17 protein-coding genes are annotated in these 20075 nt (G+C 43.7%); 3 read left to right on the plus strand and 14 right to left on the minus strand.

Annotated elements, in window-relative coordinates:
• Nucleotides 1-16: 16 nt before the first annotated feature.
• The 3 genes from WKT17_RS00005 to WKT17_RS00015 form a co-directional block, all read right to left on the minus strand.
• Complete coding sequence (locus WKT17_RS00005) at nucleotides 17-718, minus strand: FadR/GntR family transcriptional regulator (RefSeq protein ID WP_291683538.1); 702 nt, start codon at nucleotides 716-718, stop codon at nucleotides 17-19.
• Nucleotides 719-825: 107 nt separating this feature from the next.
• Nucleotides 826-2214, minus strand: a complete 1389-nt coding sequence (locus WKT17_RS00010) for a GntP family permease (RefSeq protein WP_173748737.1) — start codon at nucleotides 2212-2214, stop codon at nucleotides 826-828.
• 171 nt (nucleotides 2215-2385) lie between these two features.
• On the minus strand, nucleotides 2386-3081 hold the full coding sequence (locus tag WKT17_RS00015) for a GntR family transcriptional regulator (protein WP_173748738.1): 696 nt from the start codon (nucleotides 3079-3081) through the stop codon (nucleotides 2386-2388).
• Nucleotides 3082-3405: 324 nt separating this feature from the next.
• On the opposite strand from WKT17_RS00015, the gene WKT17_RS00020 reads away from it, so the two are divergent.
• Complete coding sequence (locus tag WKT17_RS00020) at nucleotides 3406-4431, plus strand: zinc-binding alcohol dehydrogenase family protein (RefSeq protein WP_173748739.1); 1026 nt, start codon at nucleotides 3406-3408, stop codon at nucleotides 4429-4431.
• 32 nt (nucleotides 4432-4463) lie between these two features.
• Nucleotides 4464-5753 (plus strand): lactate racemase domain-containing protein, encoded by a 1290-nt coding sequence (locus WKT17_RS00025; RefSeq protein ID WP_173748740.1) that lies wholly within the window; start codon nucleotides 4464-4466, stop codon nucleotides 5751-5753.
• Here the strand turns inward: WKT17_RS00025 and WKT17_RS16270 are convergent.
• The 6 genes from WKT17_RS16270 to WKT17_RS00050 form a co-directional block, all read right to left on the minus strand.
• The gene (locus WKT17_RS16270) at nucleotides 5687-5866 is read right to left on the minus strand and encodes a helix-turn-helix transcriptional regulator (RefSeq protein ID WP_419525796.1); all 180 of its coding nucleotides are present in this window, start codon (nucleotides 5864-5866) and stop codon (nucleotides 5687-5689) included. The genes WKT17_RS00025 and WKT17_RS16270 overlap by 67 nt on opposite strands.
• Before the next feature lie 55 nt (nucleotides 5867-5921).
• On the minus strand, nucleotides 5922-6791 hold the full coding sequence (locus tag WKT17_RS00030) for an EamA family transporter (RefSeq protein WP_173748742.1): 870 nt from the start codon (nucleotides 6789-6791) through the stop codon (nucleotides 5922-5924).
• An 88-nt stretch (nucleotides 6792-6879) separates the two neighbouring features.
• Nucleotides 6880-9381 carry an ABC transporter permease gene (locus tag WKT17_RS00035; RefSeq protein ID WP_291683537.1) on the minus strand — a complete coding sequence of 834 codons (2502 nt, stop codon included), beginning with the start codon at nucleotides 9379-9381 and terminating at the stop codon, nucleotides 6880-6882.
• A gap of 13 nt (nucleotides 9382-9394) precedes the next feature.
• Complete coding sequence (locus WKT17_RS00040) at nucleotides 9395-10063, minus strand: ABC transporter ATP-binding protein (RefSeq protein ID WP_173748744.1); 669 nt, start codon at nucleotides 10061-10063, stop codon at nucleotides 9395-9397.
• A gap of 101 nt (nucleotides 10064-10164) precedes the next feature.
• Nucleotides 10165-11085 (minus strand): sensor histidine kinase, encoded by a 921-nt coding sequence (locus WKT17_RS00045; protein WP_291681180.1) that lies wholly within the window; start codon nucleotides 11083-11085, stop codon nucleotides 10165-10167.
• Between the two features lie 2 nt (nucleotides 11086-11087).
• Nucleotides 11088-11765 (minus strand): response regulator transcription factor, encoded by a 678-nt coding sequence (locus WKT17_RS00050; RefSeq protein WP_173748746.1) that lies wholly within the window; start codon nucleotides 11763-11765, stop codon nucleotides 11088-11090.
• A gap of 261 nt (nucleotides 11766-12026) precedes the next feature.
• On the opposite strand from WKT17_RS00050, the gene pckA reads away from it, so the two are divergent.
• A complete protein-coding gene (gene pckA / locus WKT17_RS00055) occupies nucleotides 12027-13631 on the plus strand; it encodes a phosphoenolpyruvate carboxykinase (ATP) (protein ID WP_173748747.1) in 1605 nt (534 codons plus the stop codon).
• A gap of 147 nt (nucleotides 13632-13778) precedes the next feature.
• On the opposite strand, the gene WKT17_RS00060 is transcribed toward pckA, so the two are convergent.
• The 5 genes from WKT17_RS00060 to WKT17_RS00080 all read right to left on the minus strand — a co-directional run bounded on the left by WKT17_RS00060 (nucleotide 13779) and on the right by WKT17_RS00080 (nucleotide 20062).
• On the minus strand, nucleotides 13779-14204 hold the full coding sequence (locus tag WKT17_RS00060; RefSeq protein ID WP_173748748.1) for an HIT family protein: 426 nt from the start codon (nucleotides 14202-14204) through the stop codon (nucleotides 13779-13781).
• Nucleotides 14205-14222: 18 nt separating this feature from the next.
• The gene (gene argS, locus WKT17_RS00065) at nucleotides 14223-15989 is read right to left on the minus strand and encodes an arginine--tRNA ligase (RefSeq protein WP_291681181.1); all 1767 of its coding nucleotides are present in this window, start codon (nucleotides 15987-15989) and stop codon (nucleotides 14223-14225) included.
• Nucleotides 15990-15995: 6 nt separating this feature from the next.
• Nucleotides 15996-16874, minus strand: a complete 879-nt coding sequence (locus WKT17_RS00070) for a DegV family protein (RefSeq protein ID WP_173748750.1) — start codon at nucleotides 16872-16874, stop codon at nucleotides 15996-15998.
• Between the two features lie 75 nt (nucleotides 16875-16949).
• A complete protein-coding gene (locus WKT17_RS00075; RefSeq protein WP_173748751.1) occupies nucleotides 16950-18203 on the minus strand; it encodes an ABC transporter permease in 1254 nt (417 codons plus the stop codon).
• Between the two features lie 17 nt (nucleotides 18204-18220).
• Nucleotides 18221-20062 (minus strand): biotin/lipoyl-binding protein, encoded by a 1842-nt coding sequence (locus tag WKT17_RS00080; RefSeq protein WP_291681182.1) that lies wholly within the window; start codon nucleotides 20060-20062, stop codon nucleotides 18221-18223.
• Nucleotides 20063-20075 lie beyond the last annotated feature (13 nt).

The raw sequence follows: 20075 nt of genomic DNA on the forward strand, positions 1-20075 counted from the left end.
AGAAAAAGCCGCCGCATTACTGCGACAGCTCCTTCATTTCCTCAATCTTCTCTTTGTTATTCCGTAAATGTTCAATCATGGCTTCTCTGGCTTTTTGAGAATCATGAGCACGAATGGCATCCACAATCATCTGGTGGGTTCGGATAGTGTCCAGGGCCAGCGACAGGTCTGTAACATGAATAAACACAGACACACCTGCCTGAATCACCGGAATCAGCTTTGGCGTTACAGAATTTTTGCTGTATTTTGCTACTTTTTCATGGAACTCAATATCCTTTTCCATGTGCTGCTTTCTCTGTCTGCAAAGCACTGCCACCTCATCCGCTGTTTTCTGCAGTTCCTCTACTTCTTCTTCTGTGGCTCTCTCTGCCGCCAGCGCAGCAATCTCAGGCTCAATAATCATACGGATTTCGCATAAATCCATAGCCAGCTTCTTTTTGTCTTTTACAAAAGCAAAACCAAAAGGATCATCGACCACACCCGGATGATGGCACACGAAAGTACCTCTTCCTCTTTTTATCTCTACTACATTTCTGGATACCAGAATTTTTACCGCTTCCCGGATAGTGCCTCTTCCCACACCAAGCTGTTCTGCCATTTCAAATTCATTTGGCAGTTTATCACCAGCGTGCAGAGCCCTGTCGGTAATCAGATTAGCAATCTGCTCAGATACCTGCTCCGGCAACAGTTTGTTATTATTTTTCACTGACTCTAACATATATTTTTCCTCAATTTCCTATAACTGCATACCTATGCAAGTTCTTATTATATCAGTCTGCCAATGAAAAGTCTACTTTTACTCTGCAAAAACAGGAAAGAAACGATTTACATCATCAATCCCGGAAGGAACCCCTGGAACAAGGATAAAATGGACACAAAAATCAAAATAGCCACACCCGCTATAAACCCGCCGATACTCCAACCTCGGATTGTATCCGGTACGGAAATCCGGAAGAATCTGCTAATAGCCCAGAAACCGGAATCATTTGGCAAAGATAAACCGATACCGCCTGCACAAATGGCAATTGCACACAGAATAGGAGAAACTCCGCATGTGGCAATGGTACTGGATAAAATCGCTGCGGTTGTCATAAGGGCTACCGTTGTAGAACCCTGTGCGCAGCGGATAATTTGTGCAATCAGGAAACAGAGCACCAGAATCGGAATATTGAACTGAGACAAGGAACCGGCCACATAGTCTGCGATTCCCGTAGCCTGAAGAATTTTACCAAAAGCTCCGCCTGCACCTGTAATCAGAAGAATCAAACCTACCTGATCAGCTGCTTCTGTCATAATATCCGTAGCTGATTTTTCAATATATTTCCGGGAAATCAATGCTGCATATACAACACCTGCCATCATAGCAAAGTTTTTGTCGCCGATAAATTTTACAACAGGCGTTATCGCTGCGTCGTCTCCAAGCGCCAACGGCACAAAACTTCCCAGCAGAATCAGGATAATGGGAACCAGTAAAATGGACAATGCTTTTCCTGCGCCCATTTTCTTTCTGCCTGCAGCTTTGTTCATCTCTGCTTCTTCTTCGTCCAAATCTTCAAAGGTATAAAAATGATTGTTTTTGTGATCCTGCTTGTTCAGAAGCATACCATAGAAAATACCGCCGGCCAGCATACCTACAAAGGCAGAAATCAGAGCATAAAAGAAAAAGATACCAATTTCCACGCCCAGCTCTCCAGCCACAGCTAAAGGCGGGGCTGTCGGAAGTACCAGCGCAAAAGTACAGGTCGTTGCCACCGAAATCGCACAGGAAAAGGTAACCATGGAAATGCCTGTTTTTTTGGACAATACCCGAAGCATCGGTGCAAACATAATGTACACCACATCTCCAAACACCGGAATACCGGTAATAAATCCTGAAATTGCCACAGCAACCGGTGATTTTTTCTCTCCGAATATACCTAAAATTCCGTTGGAAATAGATTCGATACCGCCGGATTCAAACATGAATTTTCCCAGCATAACACCTAAGCCGGTTACCATACCAATACTGCCCAGAGTGCTTCCGAATCCGTCCGTAACTGTACTTGCCACATCCGGCAGCGGCATGTTCACCAATACCCCTGTACCAAATGCCGTCAGCAAAAGTGCAACAAACGCATTGAGTTTAAATTTAATAATCAGCAGCAGCAATACCACAATGGCAAGAATAAAAATGCCGATTAACAGTGGCCCTGATACCATTCCTCCTGAAAACATAATCGTTTCCTCCTTTTTCTTTTCCTTTTGATTGTTAATAGTAAGACGTATGACCTCTTTATTCCATACAAAGAATGTAGCATATAAGACGTCATACGTCAATAAGGAAACGAAATTATGTTGAATAATCATAAATTTATCGTTTAATTTTTATATATTTTGCACAACTATTTACGCAAAGTATTCCGGATACTTTTCAAAAATTTCTGAAAATCCTTTTCGGTAAGTTCCCAGATGTCGGTCGTAAAAATTTTTCCATTCAAAATCCGGTGCCATACCCAGAAGCAAAATCTGAAAAATTTTCTTATGCTCTTCATAAATATTTTTCAATTCGGTATGGTACATAATGGCATCCAGATACCGAATCCGGTCATAATGGGTACTGACTTTTTTCACTGCATACCAGGTGCGGGGTTTTCCTGCCATCTGGTACAGCAGATGGTGGAAAGAATCATCCAGTTTAAAAAAAGTATCTATCTTATCCTTCTGATGAAGGGCCGCTTTCTGTCTGTCCAGATTCTCTCTGAGTTCTGCCGCCTGCCCGGAAGAAATATTTCCCGCCATATGGGCTATAAGCTCCGGCTCTATAAGTGAGCGCAAAAAATATCCCTCCTTTAAAATGTCCAGTTGTATTCTGGAAATTTTAGAACCGCTTTGAGGATACACATCTACCAGATATTCCTCTTTCAGCATTAATACCGCTTCATGTATGGGTGTTCTGCTGGTATGAAAAAGTTCGGCTAATTCTCCTTCATTAATGGTTGTCCCCGGCAAAAGCTGCAGAGTCATAATATTATCCCTTAAAACACGGTACGCATACTCCCGGTTATTTTCTTTTTCTATTCTTTTTGACAGTATTATGGGCATATTTCTTCTTCTCCTGTTTTCCTTTCTTTCAGAATCGTAGCACAGGCCTCTTCTTCCGTCAATGGTCCGGTTGGAAGTATCTTTTTATCATAATACGTCATATGTTTTGTGTAGATTCTACAAGATATTCCCCTTTTTCTTGTAGGGATTTCATATTGCACTTTTTATGAGACTCTGCTATAGTGACTGCACAAACTGATATATCAGTTATCTGACCATCTTTATTCCAATTTCTTCTATATGGTACATATTTTATTTTAGTACTATAGATTATCGCAGCAAACTAATATATTAATATTATTTATGATGAAGGAGTATGGAATTATGAAAGCTATCAAAGTAACCGAACCATTTAAAGTAGAAATCGTAGATGTACCAAAACCAACTATCCAAAAGAAAGATGATGTCCTTGTACGGATTACCTCCGGGGGCATCTGCGGCTCTGATATTGGTATTTACAATGGAACCAATTCTCTGGCTACTTATCCCCGGCTCATTGGACATGAATTTGGCGGCATTGTTACCGAAATAGGCGAAAACGTAACTTCTGTAAAAGTCGGAGACAAAGTTGCCGTAGACCCGGTAAGAAGCTGCGGTCACTGTTACGCCTGCCGTATCGGAAGACACAATGTCTGCTCTTCTCTTGAAGTCATGGGCGTTCACAGAGATGGGGGCTTTGCCGAATATGTAACTGCACCTGAATCAAACATTCATCTCTTCCACAAGGATTTTGACGAATCTCTCCTTGGTCTTGTGGAGCCGTTTACCATTGGAGTGGAAATCAACCGCAGAGGACAGATTTCAAAAGGAGACAAGGTATTGATTATGGGATCCGGTCCCATTGGGATCTGTGCCATGCAGGTGGCTAAGAGAAACGGCGCTCAGGTTATTATGACAGATTTAGTCAAAGAACGTCTGGAAAAGGCAGAATCCATGGGCGCAGATGAAACGGTTCTGGTTTCCAATGAAAACCTGGAAGAACGGCTGATGAAATTTACAGATGGAGAAGGAATTCCCGTTGTTGTGGATACCGTATGTATTCCTTCCTCTTTTGAGCAGGCCGTCCAGCTGGCCTGCCCTGCCGGACGCGTGGTTTGTATCGGTCTGAAAAACCAGCCCTCCCAGATTACCATGGCAGAAATCACGAAAAAAGAACTGACTATTGTGGGTTCCCGCTTAAATAACAACTGCTTTGATGAAGTGATTGCCGGATTTGAAGACGGAACTCTGAAGCCAGAGCAGCTGATGACCAAGGCGTACAACTATAAAGATATTATGGAGGCCCTGACTATGATTCAGGAACATCCCCAGGATGTATTAAAAATCGTATTAAAATTTGAAGACCGATAAGAAAATGCCTTTTACGGCAGATTGGAGTTTCTATGAAAGAAATCTACTTAACCGATGAAACAAAGGGGCTTTCCCCAAAAGAAGTGAACCAGGCTTTAGAAGCATTGCTGGCACAGTTTCCCCATGTAAAAAAAGTACTGATTATTCCTCCGGATTTTACCCGCTGCTACTCTTATGCCGGAGAACTTACCCGGATGCTCTATGAAAAGCTGTCGCCGAGAGCCGTGGTTCATATTATGCCTGCTCTTGGCACACATATGGAAATGGATAAAGAAGAAAAAGAAAAAATGTTTGGAAAAGACATTCCTGACGGAGCCTTTCTGGTTCACCACTGGCAAACCGATACAATTTCTATTGGAACCGTTCCAAAAGAAGTGATTGAAGAAATTTCCCAGGGACTATATTCTACAGAAATCGAAGTGGAGGTCAATGAAAAACTTATAAACGGCAGCTATGATCTCATTCTCTCCGTAGGCCAGGTTGTTCCCCATGAGGTCGTAGGTATGGCAAATTACAGCAAAAATATTTTCGTAGGTGTAGGCGGACGGCAGATGATTAACAAATCCCATATGCTTAGTGCCATCTGCGGTATGGAAAAAGCTCTGGGCGTAGCAGATTCTCCCGCCCGGAAAGTCTTTGATTACGCACAGCAGCATTTTCTGGACGGCAGGCTTCCTCTGGTCTATTTGCAGACGGTAACCACTTTAAAGAAAGAGGAGGTCTGCTTAAACGGACTTTATATCGGTTCATCCAGAAAGCCTTTTGAACACGGTGTAGCATTGTCCACAAAGCTGAACATCTGCCATGTAGCGCGCAGAGCCAAAAAACTGGTTACTTATTTAGACCCCTGTGAACTGAAAACCACCTGGGTGGGAAACAAAGGAATTTACCGCACCCGCATGGCTGTAGCAGACGGTGGAGATTTGATAATTCTCGCACCCGGGGTCAAGTCCTTTGGTGAAAACGAGGAAATGGACCAAATGACCAGAACATATGGATATAAAGGACGGGACTATGTATTAGAACTGTTCCGAAAAGGTGTCTTTGAAAACCGTATTATGGCGGCTGCCCACTTAATCCAAGGTTCATCCGACGGCAGATTCCGTATCACTTACTGTACCAGACCGGAAAATCTCAGCAAAGAAGACATCAACCGCGTTGGTTACGACTGGATGGATTATGAAGAAGCGGCAAAGCTATACAATCCGGAGACACTTAAGGAGGGGTGGAATACCCTGGAAAACGGAGAAGAAATCTACTTTGTGAAAACACCTGCATTGGGGCTTTGGAAAGCAGACGGTGTCTCTCCAAAATGTCTGTAAAAAACCCTGATAAAATAACTGGTGTCCTGAAAACCACATCGGTTTCCAACCTCTTTTACGGAAAGTTCAGACTTTAACAGCCACACCCTTGCCTGCTCCAGACAATCTCGCACAACATTCCCGAAGTACCATACCTCAAAAGAGAAAACAGGTGAAATTCCTGTTTTCTCACTGAAAAGCCAGCCAAACCGTTCCAAAAACCATACAGCCCAGGCCAACCCCCGCTTTCTTTGACAATTTTTCCCCAAATACCACTGCGGAAAACAAAATAGTAACCAGAATACTCAGTTTATCAATGGGCACCACCACACTGGCAGGCCCTTCCTGCAAAGCCCGGTAATAGCACAGCCAGGAAGCCCCTGTAGCCAGACCGGACAGAAGCAGAAATCCAAACTCCCCTTTCTCTATCTGCTTAACCTCCCTCTGTTTTCCGGCAGCAAACACCATAATCCACGCCATAAACAGCACTACTGTGGTTCGGATGGCTGTGCCCAGATTGGAATCTACATGCTGAATTCCAATTTTCCCAAGAATGGCTGTCAAACTGGCAAATACTGCGGACAGAACAGCATATACCAGCCACTCTCTGCCCTTTGTATGATTTTCCTGCCCTTCTGCTGCCTTTGGTGCAATCATCAGCAGCGTTCCTGCGCCAATCAAAATTACGGACAGCGCTTTCTTCCAACTCATCCCTTCTCCCAGAAATATCAGAGCCAGCACAATGGTCAGCACCGTGCTGGATTTGTCAATGGGAACCACCCGGTTTATATCCCCTTTTTGCAGTGCATGGAAATAGCACAGCCAGGAGGCCCCCGTGGCCAGACCGGACAGAATCAGAAACAAAAATGTTCTGCCGCTGATTTGTGCCATTCCTGTTTCTGCCCCTGTAAGAAAAACCATAAGCCAGGAAAACAGCAGTACCACGATCGTACGAATGGCCGTTGCCACATCGCTATCCGTCTTTCGGATTCCGCATTTGGCAAGAACGGCTGTCACTCCGGCAAAAAAGGAAGAACCTATTGCATAAAATATCCACATATTCCTGTCCTCCAAAACAGTTTTTAACAGTTTCTTTGTCCTTCTCATTATAACGCAGCCTGCCGTATGTGCAACAGCCTTTTCCTAACTACTCTGCCCGCAGCAGCTCCACCACGCTTCTCTTGTTCCATATTTTATCCGTCATGGCGGAAATGCACACAGACAAGAAAAGGGAAATCCCAAACACTACCAGCGCAGGAACCAGAGTAAAATGGTATTTCATATACCAGATTCCTGCAGTAATTCCTTTTACCAGGGTCATGGACAAAATCGCGCTGATAAAAAGCCCCATCATTCCTGCCAGCACTGCATAAAGCACTCCTTCACAAATCATCAGCTTTCTGAGCTGCTTTTTCGTCATGCCGATGCTTCTCATGGCAGCAAATTCTCTCTGTCTGGCAATTACACCTGTCAAAATCACGTTGACAAGATTTAAAGTTCCGATACTGCCCAGAATGACAGAAACCACAATTCCTACCATACTAAACGTAGTCTTTATTTCCTTAAATTCTGCTTCCGCCGTCAATCGGGTAAGTACCGACAGATTGTTTCCCTCGGCAATCTTCTCCACCTTCTCATAAAGGGTATCAAAGGAACCTTCTTTTGCGTCAAAGAGGCAGTGAATCGGATTCTGCATTTCCGGAAACATCTGCAAAAATACCGACTCCGGAAAGGCTATGGCTTCATAACCACCGCTGCTGTAGCTCATCTCCTGTGCCTGCTCCACTCCTACCACTGCCAGAACCGTATATTCCTTTACTGTTCCTTTGATTTCAGCTTCAATAATATCACCTGCGTGAAATTCCTGTGCCTCATAATTATATTCTCCCGAATCTCCCAGACTGCCCGCCATCACTACATAATCTCCGCTGCAAAGTTTTTCATAATCCATCGTTCCCTCTATTACAGCTGCTCTGGCCAATGCATTTTCATTGTATCCATATAACATGCGATTTCGTTCAAAAACCTGGCTGTTTTCTGATGTTTCTTTTCCGTTCACACGGAGGATCTTTCCCAAATCCTCTCTTTTTTCCGTCCTCTTTTCTTCCGGAAGCATATATGTATACACTTTTCCAAAATCCTGTACGCCTTCCAGATTTTCCAGTTCTCTTACAGCACTCCCCTTCACCACTTTTTTGTACTCCTCTGTACCAGGCTTCAGAAAGTCCCTGCTGCGAACATCAATATCAGAAATTACCATTCCCTCCACAAACGTTTTCTCATCCATATTGCCGGTATAATTTAAAGCGCAGTTTAAAAGTACGGCGCTGAAAGAAAGGGATAATACTACCAACAGCGTCTTTCCCTTATTTCTGCTTAAATTGGCCACCGCCATGGCCCCCAGCGGAAAACGGGTTTCTTTTCCTCTTCTGTGGGTCTGCTTATTTTGCACACCGCTCTGATATTTCAATGCTTCCACAGGAGAAATTCTTCCTGCAATCTTTCCCGGTCTGCTGCAGCTGATACGCACCGTTACAAAAGTAAACAGCGCGGCCAGCAGCCATATCCACCAGGAGGGAACGATAAACTCTGTTTCCGCAAAATTTGTACTTGCCATAACCAGGGGCAGCAGTCCATTTCCCAAAAGCCATCCAAGTACCAGTCCTGCGGGAATTCCCACCAGAGAGAGGATACTTCCCTGCCGGATAATCATGTAACGAATCTGTTTCGGCGAAGTTCCAATGGTTTTTAACTGTCCATACAAGCGAATGTCTTTCTCCACAGAAATTTTAAAAATATTGTAAATGACCAGATAACCGGCAAACAAAATCAGCAGAATCCCGATTCCTATCAATATTATAGTCTGGGGAGACTGTTGTGTAGACTGCTCGTAAGCCGGGCTTACATGGTGAATCAGATATCCCTCCTCGCCTTGTTTGGCTTCCGGGTCATATCCCATTTTCTCAATCAGGTTATCCAGCCGCTCCTGTATATTTTTATCACTGTGAAAACTCCCCCTTACACTGTAGCTTTCCCCTTTTGTCTCCATCTTTTCAGCCAGTCCTTTGGAAATCAGCAGGGAGGCGTTCTGCTCATGACTCCTTCCTTCCCAGACACCGCAAAGGGTCATTTTCTTTTCCAGCTTTTCCTCTCCTATAGAATACTGCAAAGTAACGGTGCTGCCCGGTTTGGGGGAAACTCCCAACAGCTTAAGAATTTCCGTATCACAGGCAATTTCATTCTCCTTTTTAGGATAATGCCCCTCTGTTAACTCCATAAAACTGTTTTTTGCCGTAGTTTCATCTACCCATCCTGCCAATGCGTGAATGTTTCTCAGTTCCTGGTTATTTACATTAGCCACATAGTGCTCTACTCCGGCTTCTGAAAACACGGAATCCTTTGCCAGAGTCTCTGCTTCTTCTTTTGACAGACCTTTTAAGGACACCATAAAACGGCTTCCTGCCTGACGAAGCATCTGATTTTTCATGGATACCTGCGTACCTTCCATAACCGTAGTCAGCCCCATAAAAAGAACCGCCGTCAAAATAATGGCAAGTACCGCAATCCCATTTCTGCTTTTATTGGCTTTCAGGCAGCTTCCCGACAAGTTTTTCATAAACTTCCGATTGTTATTTTCCAACAGCTTCATACTTCCTGCCCCCTTATTCTGTAATCTTTCCGTCTTCAATATGAAGCATTCTGTCCGCTATCTGAGCCAATTCCGGATTGTGGGTAATCATCACCAGCGTCTGCCCAAACTCCGTTGTAGTCATTTTTAAAAGCTGCATGACCTCCAAGGAGGTGCGGGTATCCAGATTACCGGTAGGTTCATCTGCTAACAAAATAGCTGGTTTTGCCGCTAACGCTCTGGCAATGGCTACTCTCTGCTGCTGTCCTCCGGAAAGATTATTCGGCAGATTATCCAGTTTTTCCTCCAAATGCAGAACCCTGATAATTTCCTTTACATAGGTTCTGTCTACCTTGTTCCCATCCAGTTCTATCGGCAGCACAATGTTCTGATATACATTCAGAATGGGCACCAGATTGTAATTTTGAAATACAAAACCAATATTCCTTCTGCGAAAAACCGTAAGCTGCTCATCATTCATTTTTGCAATTTCTTTTCCTCTGATTTTCACACTTCCCGAGGTGGGAACGTCCAAACCGCCCAGCATATTAAGCATAGTAGATTTTCCGCTGCCTGATGTACCAATTACAGATACAAATTCCCCTTTTTCCACTGCAACGCTTACTCCATCCAGGGCTTTTGTCACATTTGTCCCCTGTCCGTAATATTTTTTCAAATCCTTTGTTTCTAAAATATAATCCATCTTAGTACCTTCCTTTCCTTTGATGCTATCAGCATACAAAAAAATTATCTCAAACTGTTCTCAAAAAAGTAACAGAATTGAGATAATTTCTTTTTCTGCTTTCACTGCTCTACAGGCAGGTGGATACAAATAGCCGTTCCTTCTCCAACTCTGGAGTGGGCTTCCACAAAACCTTTCTGGAGCATGACAATCTCTCTGGTCAGATAAAGCCCAATGCCTATACCTTCTGTCTCTGCAGACTCCGGTTCCCTGTAAAAACGTTTAAAAATATGGGGAAGTCTGTCTTCCGGAATACCTCTTCCATTGTCCCGGATTTTTATTCTCACGAAAAAATCTGTCTTTTCCGCTGAAATCCACAATTTTCCTCCCTGTCCGGTGTACTTAATGGCATTGTCCAGCACATTAAACACGGCTTCCTGTGTCCATCTTTTATCAAAATACGCCCGAAGGCTTTCCTCACAGGAAACTTGGATTTCAATTCCTTTTTCCTCTGCCTTTAAGGCAGCATCACAGATAGCCCTTGCCAGAAGTTCATAGACAGAATGTTCTTTTGGCTGCACCTTAATCAGTCCTGTTTCCATTCGGGACATTCGAATCATGCTCTGCATAAAAAACTCCAGCTTATCAACCTGATGTTCCGAGGCCTGGAGAAATCTCTCCCTCTGGTCTTCAGAAATCCCCCTTCTCTCCAGAAGATTGTGATACATACGAATACCTGCGATAGGAGTCTTTACCTGATGGGAAATGTCGGAAATCATGGATTCCAGTTGTTCTCTCTGGCGAAGGTTTTCCTCCGATTTCATTTCTATGATTTCATAAAGGCGACGCATTCTCATCTGAATTTTACCCATCAGCGTTTCCTGACTTTCCTGGAATACAATATTCCTCTTGCCTGCAATCATGGCTTCCAGGCATTCCATGATTTGTGAAGTATACGAAAGAACTCCCCTTCTGGCATAAAACACCAGAAACAGCCCAAAGAGAAAAAAGAAAAAAGAAAACGCCAGCAAAATAATTTCCACTTTTATTTCCCGCCTTTCCACTGATACCCCATTCCATACAAAGTTTTAATGTAAGAGCGCACAGGGGTTTCTATCTTCTTTCTTAAACGGTTGATATTGACAGCCACTGTATGTTCATCCACAAAGCTCCCGCCCTGGTCCCAGATTTTTTCCAGCAGCAGCCCTTTTGTCATCACCCGGTCTGCATTGGCAATAAGAAGCCGTAAAATCCGATATTCCGTGGGCGTCATAGAAAGGCTTTCTTCGCCTTTTACAGCCGTCATTTTATCAAAATCTATTTTCAGATATCCATCGTCATACACAGCCCTGTCTGCCGTCTTTCCACTTTTCCGCAGAGCTGCCTGAATTCTCCTGTGCAGAATGGGCATTTTAAAAGGTTTTGTGATATAATCATCCGCACCGCAGTCAAAGCCCTTCATCTCGTCCCGTTCCATATCCCTGGCTGTGAGAAAAATAACGGGAATATCCTGTTCTGCCTTTACGGCCCTGCAGAAATCAAAGCCGTCCCCATCGGGCAGATTCCCGTCCAGCAAAATCAAATCCACTTCTTCCCGTGTAAGAATCTCCATGCCCTCTCCCAATGTAAATGCAGAACAGACCCGGTAATTTTCCAATTCCAAGTCACAGGTGAGCCCGGTATTTAAGTCTCTGTCATCCTCAATCAGCAATATCTTTTTCATGTTCCTCCGTTCCCTTTTTCATCCTGTTTTTTCTATATTACATCATAGCATTTATGTTTTTCCCGGTCAAAGGGTAAAAGTCGTTAAAATTTAAACAATTTTTATAAAATCTATATTTTTTTTATTGATTTATTGAGGTAAATATGTATAATAGAAAAGAGAACCAGGTTACTGGTTTCTCTGAAAAGGAATATCACGGAAGCCTGTTTTTCAGGCTGAATTCCGGTGATTATTATGAAAGAAAAGAGAGGTACATGTAAGATGGCAGAATTGAATTTAAGCAAGTACGGCATCACAGGAACGACTGAAATCGTTCACAATCCTTCTTATGAATTATTATTCGCTGAAGAAACAAAACCGGAACTGGAAGGTTTTGAAAAAGGTCAGGAAAGTGAACTTGGCGCAGTGAACGTAATGACAGGTGTATACACCGGACGTTCTCCTAAAGACAAATATATTGTTATGGATGAGAACTCCAAAGATACTGTATGGTGGACTTCTGACGAATACAAAAATGATAACCATCCGGCTTCACAGGAAGCATGGGCTACTGTAAAAGACCTGGCTATCAAAGAACTTTCCAATAAAAAACTGTACGTTGTAGACGCTTTCTGCGGCGCAAACAAAGATACCCGTATGGCTATCCGTTTCATCGTAGAAGTTGCTTGGCAGGCTCACTTTGTTACAAATATGTTTATCCAGCCTACAGCAGAAGAACTGGAAAACTTTGAGCCTGATTTCATCGTATACAACGCTTCCAAAGCAAAAGTAGAAAACTACAAAGAATTAGGATTAAACTCCGAAACAGCTGTTATGTTTAACATTACAAGCCGTGAGCAGGTTATCGTAAATACATGGTACGGCGGAGAAATGAAAAAAGGTATGTTCTCTATGATGAACTACTACCTGCCGTTAAAGGGTATCGCTTCCATGCACTGCTCTGCAAACACAGACTTAAACGGTGAAAACACAGCTATCTTCTTCGGTCTTTCCGGAACAGGTAAAACAACTCTGTCCACAGACCCGAAACGTCTTCTTATCGGTGATGACGAACACGGCTGGGATGACAACGGCGTATTCAACTTTGAAGGCGGCTGCTACGCAAAAGTTATCGATCTGGATAAAGAATCCGAACCAGATATCTACAACGCAATCAAACGTAACGCTCTTCTTGAAAACGTTACTCTGGATTCCGAAGGAAAAATCGACTTCACAGATAAGAGCGTAACAGAAAATACTCGTGTATCTTATCCGATTAACCATATTGAAAACATTGTTCGCCCTGTTTCTTCCGCACCGGCAGCAAAAGAAGTTATCTTCCTGTCTGCAGATGCATTTGGCGTACTGCCTCCAGTATCTATCCTGACACCGGAACAGACTCAGTACTACTTCCTGTCTGGATTTACAGCAAAACTGGCTGGTACAGAACGTGGAATCACAGAGCCTACACCAACTTTCTCAGCTTGCTTCGGCCAGGCTTTCCTGGAACTGCACCCAACAAAATATGCAGAAGAGCTTGTTAAGAAAATGGAACAGAGCGGCGCAAAAGCATACCTGGTAAATACAGGATGGAACGGAACAGGAAAACGTATCTCCATCAAAGATACCCGTGGTATCATCGATGCTATCTTAAACGGAGATATCTTAAACGCTCCTACTAAGAAGATTCCTCACTTCAACTTTGAAGTACCTACAGAACTTCCTGGTGTAGATTCTAACATCCTTGACCCACGCGATACTTATGCTGACGCTTCCGAATGGGAAACAAAAGCAAAAGACCTGGCTCAGAGATTCGTTAAGAACTTCGCTAAATACGAAGGAAACGAAGCTGGTAAAGCATTAGTTGCTGCTGGTCCTCAGGAATAATTTCTGAATAATTTAAAATTCTTAGAAAAAGGCTGCTGCGGCAGTCTTTTTCTGTTTGTGTAAACGGCCTGTTCAAAAAAGGAATCCATAGACAGCTTCTGTTCTCCTGCTGTCTTGGATTCCTCGTTCTTTTTCCATAACCTGAGATTATTTCATAAGCACTTCTCTATATTTTTCCACCATATCCGCATACTCTGTTTCTGTCAGAGTTTTTTCAGCAGGATTCATGGCAAAGGTTCCGCCCCATTCATACTGGTCTTTATATTTCGGTACCAGATGAAAGTGCAGGTGATGCCCTGTATCTCCGTACGCTCCGTAATTCACTTTATCCGGGTGGAACAGCTGATGTACCGCCTGGGCTACTTTGTTAATATCTTCCATATAAGCTGCTCTCTCTTGTGCTGTCAGCTCTGTAATTTCGCTCACATGTTTCTTGTGGGCTACAATCACTCTTCCCGGATGGCTCTGTTCTTTGAACAAATATACTTTAGAAGTCTCGAGTTCACATATTTTAATTCCGAAGGCATCTACCAGTGTTCCCTCCATGCAGTACGCGCAATTTGTATCTTTCATACTTGTCTCCTTTTCTCCTTACATTCTCTCCGGGGCGTCAAATCCCAGCAAATCAATACAGGTTTCCAGGACTTTCTCTGTCAAGGCCAGCAGACGAATCCAGGAAGTCTGTTTGCTTTGGTCTTCCTCTGCCAGAATTCTGGTGTTGTGATAAAAGCTGTTAAAAGCATTTGCCAAATCATAAATATAGGAGCAGATTCTATGAGGCGCTTTTTCTTCAAAAGCAGGTTCAATAATGGAATTGAATCTGGAAAGTTCCAGCATCAATGTCTTTTCACTGTCGCTGACTGCATCCTGAATGCTTCCCTGTTCCGGATTTTTGCCTTCTTCTGCGTAACGGTTTAAGATAGACTTGATACGCACAATGGTATACAAAATATACGGACCCGTATTTCCTTCAAAAGAAGTGAAACGGTCAATATCAAATACATAATCCTTGGAAGCCTGGTTAGACAAGTCTCCATATTTAATGGCAGATAAGCCAACCAGCTGCGCCGTATGCTCTGCATTTTCGTCTTTTACACTGCGGTTTTCCACAATTTTTTTGTACATTTCTTCATTGATTTCCGCAATGAGACGTTCCAGACGCATAACACCGCCTTCTCTTGTCTTGAAAGGCTTTCCGTCTTTTCCATTCATGGTACCAAATCCCACAAAGGAAAGCTTTGTATCTTCATCCACCATGTTCGCTTTCTTTGCACAGCGGAACACCTGTACAAAATGCAGTTCCTGACGTTTATCCACCACATAAATAATTTCATCCGGATGAAAATCTTCCATACGCTGCACAATCGTGGCCAAATCGGTGGTATTGTACAGAGACGCACCGTCTGATTTTAAAATCATACACGGCGGGATTTCTTTTGTGTCAGACTCCTCTTTCACATCTACCACCAGGGCGCCCTGGTCCATATACGCATATCCGTTGTCCTTCAGGTATTTTACCATATCCGGAATGTAGGCGTCTGCGTCAGCCTCACCTTTCCAGAGGTCAAAATCTACTTTTAATTTGGCATAGTTCTTCTTCAAATCTGCCACAGACACTTCCATAATGTGTTTCCACAGGGCACGATACCCTCTTCTGCCCTGCTGCAGCTGCAGAGTCGCTTCTAAGGCTTCACTTTTATAAGCTTCATCTTCTTTGGATTTGCCGCTGGCTGTTGGATAGATTTCCTCCAGTTCGCTTACGGTAAATGGTGGTTCTTTAGGATATTCTCCTTCATAGCTTTCATCAAAGTACACCAAATCCGGCTGTCTTTTGGACAGTTCTGTAATAATCAGCCCCATCTGCAGACCCCAGTCTCCCAGATGTACATCACCAATCACTTTATGTCCCAGAAAACGTCCCATTCTCTTAATACTTTCACCAATAATTGCGGAACGCAGATGTCCTACATGAAGCGGTTTTGCCACGTTTGGTCCGCCGTAGTCGATGACAATGGTTTTGGGCTCTTTACTCTCTTCTACAGACAGTTTGTTATCTTCCAGCATGTCATTTAAATACCCTGCCAGATAGTTTTTGCTTATCTTGATATTGATAAATCCCGGATTGACAGCCTCTATGGTTTCAAAGATTTCACTGTTCTGCAGTTTTTCCACCACATCGTTTGCAATCATAATGGGGGCTTTTTTATATGTTTTCGCTGCCGCCATGGCGCCGTTGCACTGGTATTCACAGAGGTCCGGACGATTGGAAACCGTTGCCTTTGCAAATTTTTCATCATATCCGGCTGCCAGAAATGCCTCTTTTAATACTGCTTCTATATGTTCAACAATTCTCTTCATGTACTTTTACTCCACTTCCACTTTTTTTGAAACTGCTACCGCAAGAGCGCCCTGTCCAATATGGCAGGCTACGCTTAAAGACAGAGGGTCCATATGCACAGGCATACCGGGGAACTGCTTTTCCAGCTCTTCCTTCCACTCCAGCGCTTCCTCGGGATTTCCCGCATAAGCCGCTTCCAGACACATCAGCCCTTTTTCCGTATATTGGCGGAATCTGCCTTCCAGGTCTGCCTTCATAGCCTGCAGCATGGTACGCTTCGCCTGCTTCTTTCCTCTGGCTTTTGAAAACGCATCCAGCTTATCCCCCTGAATCTGCAGAACCGGCTTTAAATTCAGCACGGTACCAAGGGCTGCCGCCGCAGGTGTGATTCTGCCGCCTTTTTTCAAATATTTCAACGTTTCCAGGGTAATATAAATACTGGATTCTCCCGCTTCCCTTTCCAGAACTTCCTTAATCTCTGCCGCACATTTTCCGGCCTTTGCCAGAGCCATGGCGTCCATAACCGACTGTCTCTGGGTTACAGAAATGCGCTGATTATCCACCACCTGCACTTTTCCGTTAAATTCCTTTGCCAGAACAAAAGCGGTCTGACAGGAATTGCTCAGCCCGCTGGACATGGGAATATGCACGATTTCTTCACAGTCTTTCAGCAGTTTTTCCCATGTTTCCATAACATCTGCAGGAGAAGGCTGAGAGGTAGAAATAGCCGCATCCTTCTCCAGATGTCTGTAAAATTCCTCCTGGGTAAGTGTGATATCTTCAAAATATAATTGTTCATCAATATAAAATGGCATGGCAAGCACGGTAATTCCCAGTTCCTCTGCCTGTTTCTGGGTAATGCCGCTGTTGCTGTCCGTTACAATTTTGACTCTTGTTTTCTCCATGGTTTTGAGCTCCTTTTCTATTTTAAGTCGCTAGTTCTAATGATACCATAGAGCCTGTTTAAATACAATCCTTTTTTACATTCTCCGCAGGGCTTCAATAGGACTTAAATTCGCCGCTTTAATGGAGGGAAGCAGTCCGAATACGATTCCGATAACCGTGGAGAACACCACGGCACCTACGGCTGCCGGAATACTGATAACCATGGGAGTTCCGGACATTTTAGCAATTCCTGCCGCCAGAATAATTCCCGCAAACACGCCTAAAATTCCACCGATACTGGTCAGCACCGAGGCTTCTGTAAGAAACTGCCCCAAAATTCTGCATTTATTGGCTCCAATAGCCTTTTTCAAACCGATTTCACCCGTCCGCTCCGTCACAGACACCAACATAATATTCATAACGCCGATTCCTCCTACCAGAAGGGAAATGCTGGCAATCCACAAAAGCTGACGATTGGTGCTCTCGCTAATCTGCTGCAGGCCTTTGGCCTTTTCCATCATATCCTTTGCTTCGTACTTTATGGTACCTGTGGACGAGGTAATCGATTCATTTAAAATTTTAGCTGTTTTCTTTCCGGCTGCGCTCATCTCTTCCGGAGAAGGCGCTTTAACGGAAACTATCTGCGGCTCATCATACTGATATACCACCGGCCAGGCTGCAGACGGCATAAGAACCACGCCGCCGCTGCTGCTGTAATAGGTATTATATTCTTCTATACTGTTAATCACAGGCTCAAATTCTTCCACTTTCTTAATAATGCCTGTTACCGTAAAGGGTTCTCCCTGAATTTCCACGGTTTTCCCTACTTCTTCTCCCTTTTCAAAGAGACTGCCTGCTGCGGTTTCATCCATGAGAATCACTTTGCTGTATTTTTCATAATCCTTATCTGAAAATCCCCGTCCGCGAATCACCTGATACCCACAGGTATCCAGATAGTCTTTGTCAATGCCCAGTACATTTCCGCCATTGATGCTTTTATCCTTATAATAAATCCCGCTGGCATACTGCCTTGACTGATAAAGCGTTGCATTTTCCACTTCTTTTAAATCCAGAATTTTTTCCTTTTGTTCCTGCGAAATCACAGGCACGCCTTCCGGGATTCCCTGATATTCAATCTGATATTCACTTCCGTTATCACTCAGATAAATATCAACCACATTATCCCCTTCACCGATAAGATTTTTCTTAATCTGCTCATTGGTTCCTTTGATGGTAGACACAATGGATATCAAAGAGGCAATGCCGATAATAATACCCAGCATGGTCAAAAAGGAACGCATTTTATGTGCCCAGATTCCCTGGAACGACAATCTTATATTTTCAATCATGTATCTGCTTTCCTTTCTTAATACATATTATAAAGCTCTGAAATTTCACTTCTCTTTACTTTTGCCCCGTCTTTTACCTTTTTCCCATAGGGAAATGCCAGATAGTCTTCTTCGGTAATGCCTTCTTTGATTTCCACCAATTCTCCATAGAAAATCTGGCCGGTTTTCACTGTCTGCTTTTCCAGTTTTCCGTTTTTCCCTTCTTTGTATACAAAGTCTTTTCCGTCTTTGTTTCGGATAAACTGTTTACTGATAAAAATCCCCTGAATACTGTTGTCTTCCTGAGGAACATCCAGGCTTACCATTTCGTTATCCTTTAACCCTGTGCTGTCCTTGATAAACGCTGTAAATGGATAATAAGACATTTCCCTGTCGCCGCCCATAGAATAATTATCCTGGGGATAAGGAGAAACTTCTTTCACTTCTGCCTCAAATCCCATCATGGATTCATATCCCATTCCGGTCAGTATCTGCCCCGCTTTTACCTTATCCAGTACATTTTCGGCCACCACACCCTGTATGTAAACGCCGCCGCTGCTTTCTACTACCATAAAGGGTTCTCCGTCAATTTCCCCCTTTGCAGGGTCTCCTACTGTTTTTACCACACCGTTTACCGTACTTTTCACGGTTTCTTCCTGAAGCTGCTGTTCCACCTTCTGAATTTTCAGTTGGGCTTCTTTAATATCCAGCGCTGCTGTGGAAATTTCTCTTTCTTTTTCTCCAATGGCTTTTTCCAGTTCTTCTTTGGAATAACCGCCGATAATGTCTTCTTCCGGCATCATATTTCCCATACCATCAGGCAGTTCTTCCCAGGTATCATCCTGGGGCTCCTGCGGAAGCAATTCTTCCCACTGATTCCTCCCAAGGCTGGTAGCAAACCAGGCAGACGGCTCTACACTGTTTTCCAAAACGCTTCCATCCAGTGTCATAGAAGCCAGCAGCACACCATCTGTACAATCCTCACTGCGCACTTCTAAAATACAGGAATACGGGTCTCTCACCCGTTCTCCGGATTCATCAAAGCCTGCAAGCTGATTGAGAAAAGCTCCCTGAATCAGCACATTCTGTTTACACAGATAAACGTCATAAGCGCTGTTTTCTCCCATTCTTTTATAGGGAATGGCATTTTCTATAATGGCATCGTCATCGGGAAATTCGGTGCTGGGAAGTGTCACATCACGATAAAGCCGCTGGTAAGCACCGGAAGGTTTTTCTGTATCCGGCGTTTCCTGGTTCGCTCCGTTATCCGGAGTCTCTTCCCCATTTGGAGGTGTGACGGTTTCTCCGCTTCCCTCTTCTCCCTGCTCCCCAGGCGGATTCTCTCCCGGGGGTGTGGCCGTGCCGTTATCTGTTCCATTTCCTGCCCCGGTATCTTCCCCTTCCGAATTTTCCGGGTTGGAAGGCTGCTCTGAAGTCTGGTTCAGAGGCTGCAATTCATAACTTTTCTTTGTGGATGCCATCTGGCTTTTATCTTCTTTTAACTTCTGCAGTTCCTGCTCCAGACCCTTTTTCTTAATTTCCAACTGCTGTTTATTTAACTTTTCCATTTCCAAGTCCAGATTTACCAGCGTCATATCATAAGATAAAAGAGGGTCGCCTTCTTTTACCTCCTGCCCTTCTTTCACAAAAACCTGGGATACAATCTGTTTGTCTGCAAGATGCACCTGCTGGGATACGTTGGAGGAAACAGAGCCTTCCAGACTGGGCATATCTCCGAATACAGACTGAGAAAGCTCATTCATAGAATACACACTGACCGTTGCTTTCTGCAGCTTTGTCACTCCAAACCAGATACCTGTCCCGGCTAACAAAATACCTGCCGTACTGATGACCGCTATTTTTATTTTCTTTTTATCCATAGCTTTCCCCTTT

The organism is Blautia sp. HCN-20427, from assembly GCF_037890365.1.
Lineage (GTDB): Bacteria > Bacillota > Clostridia > Lachnospirales > Lachnospiraceae > Blautia.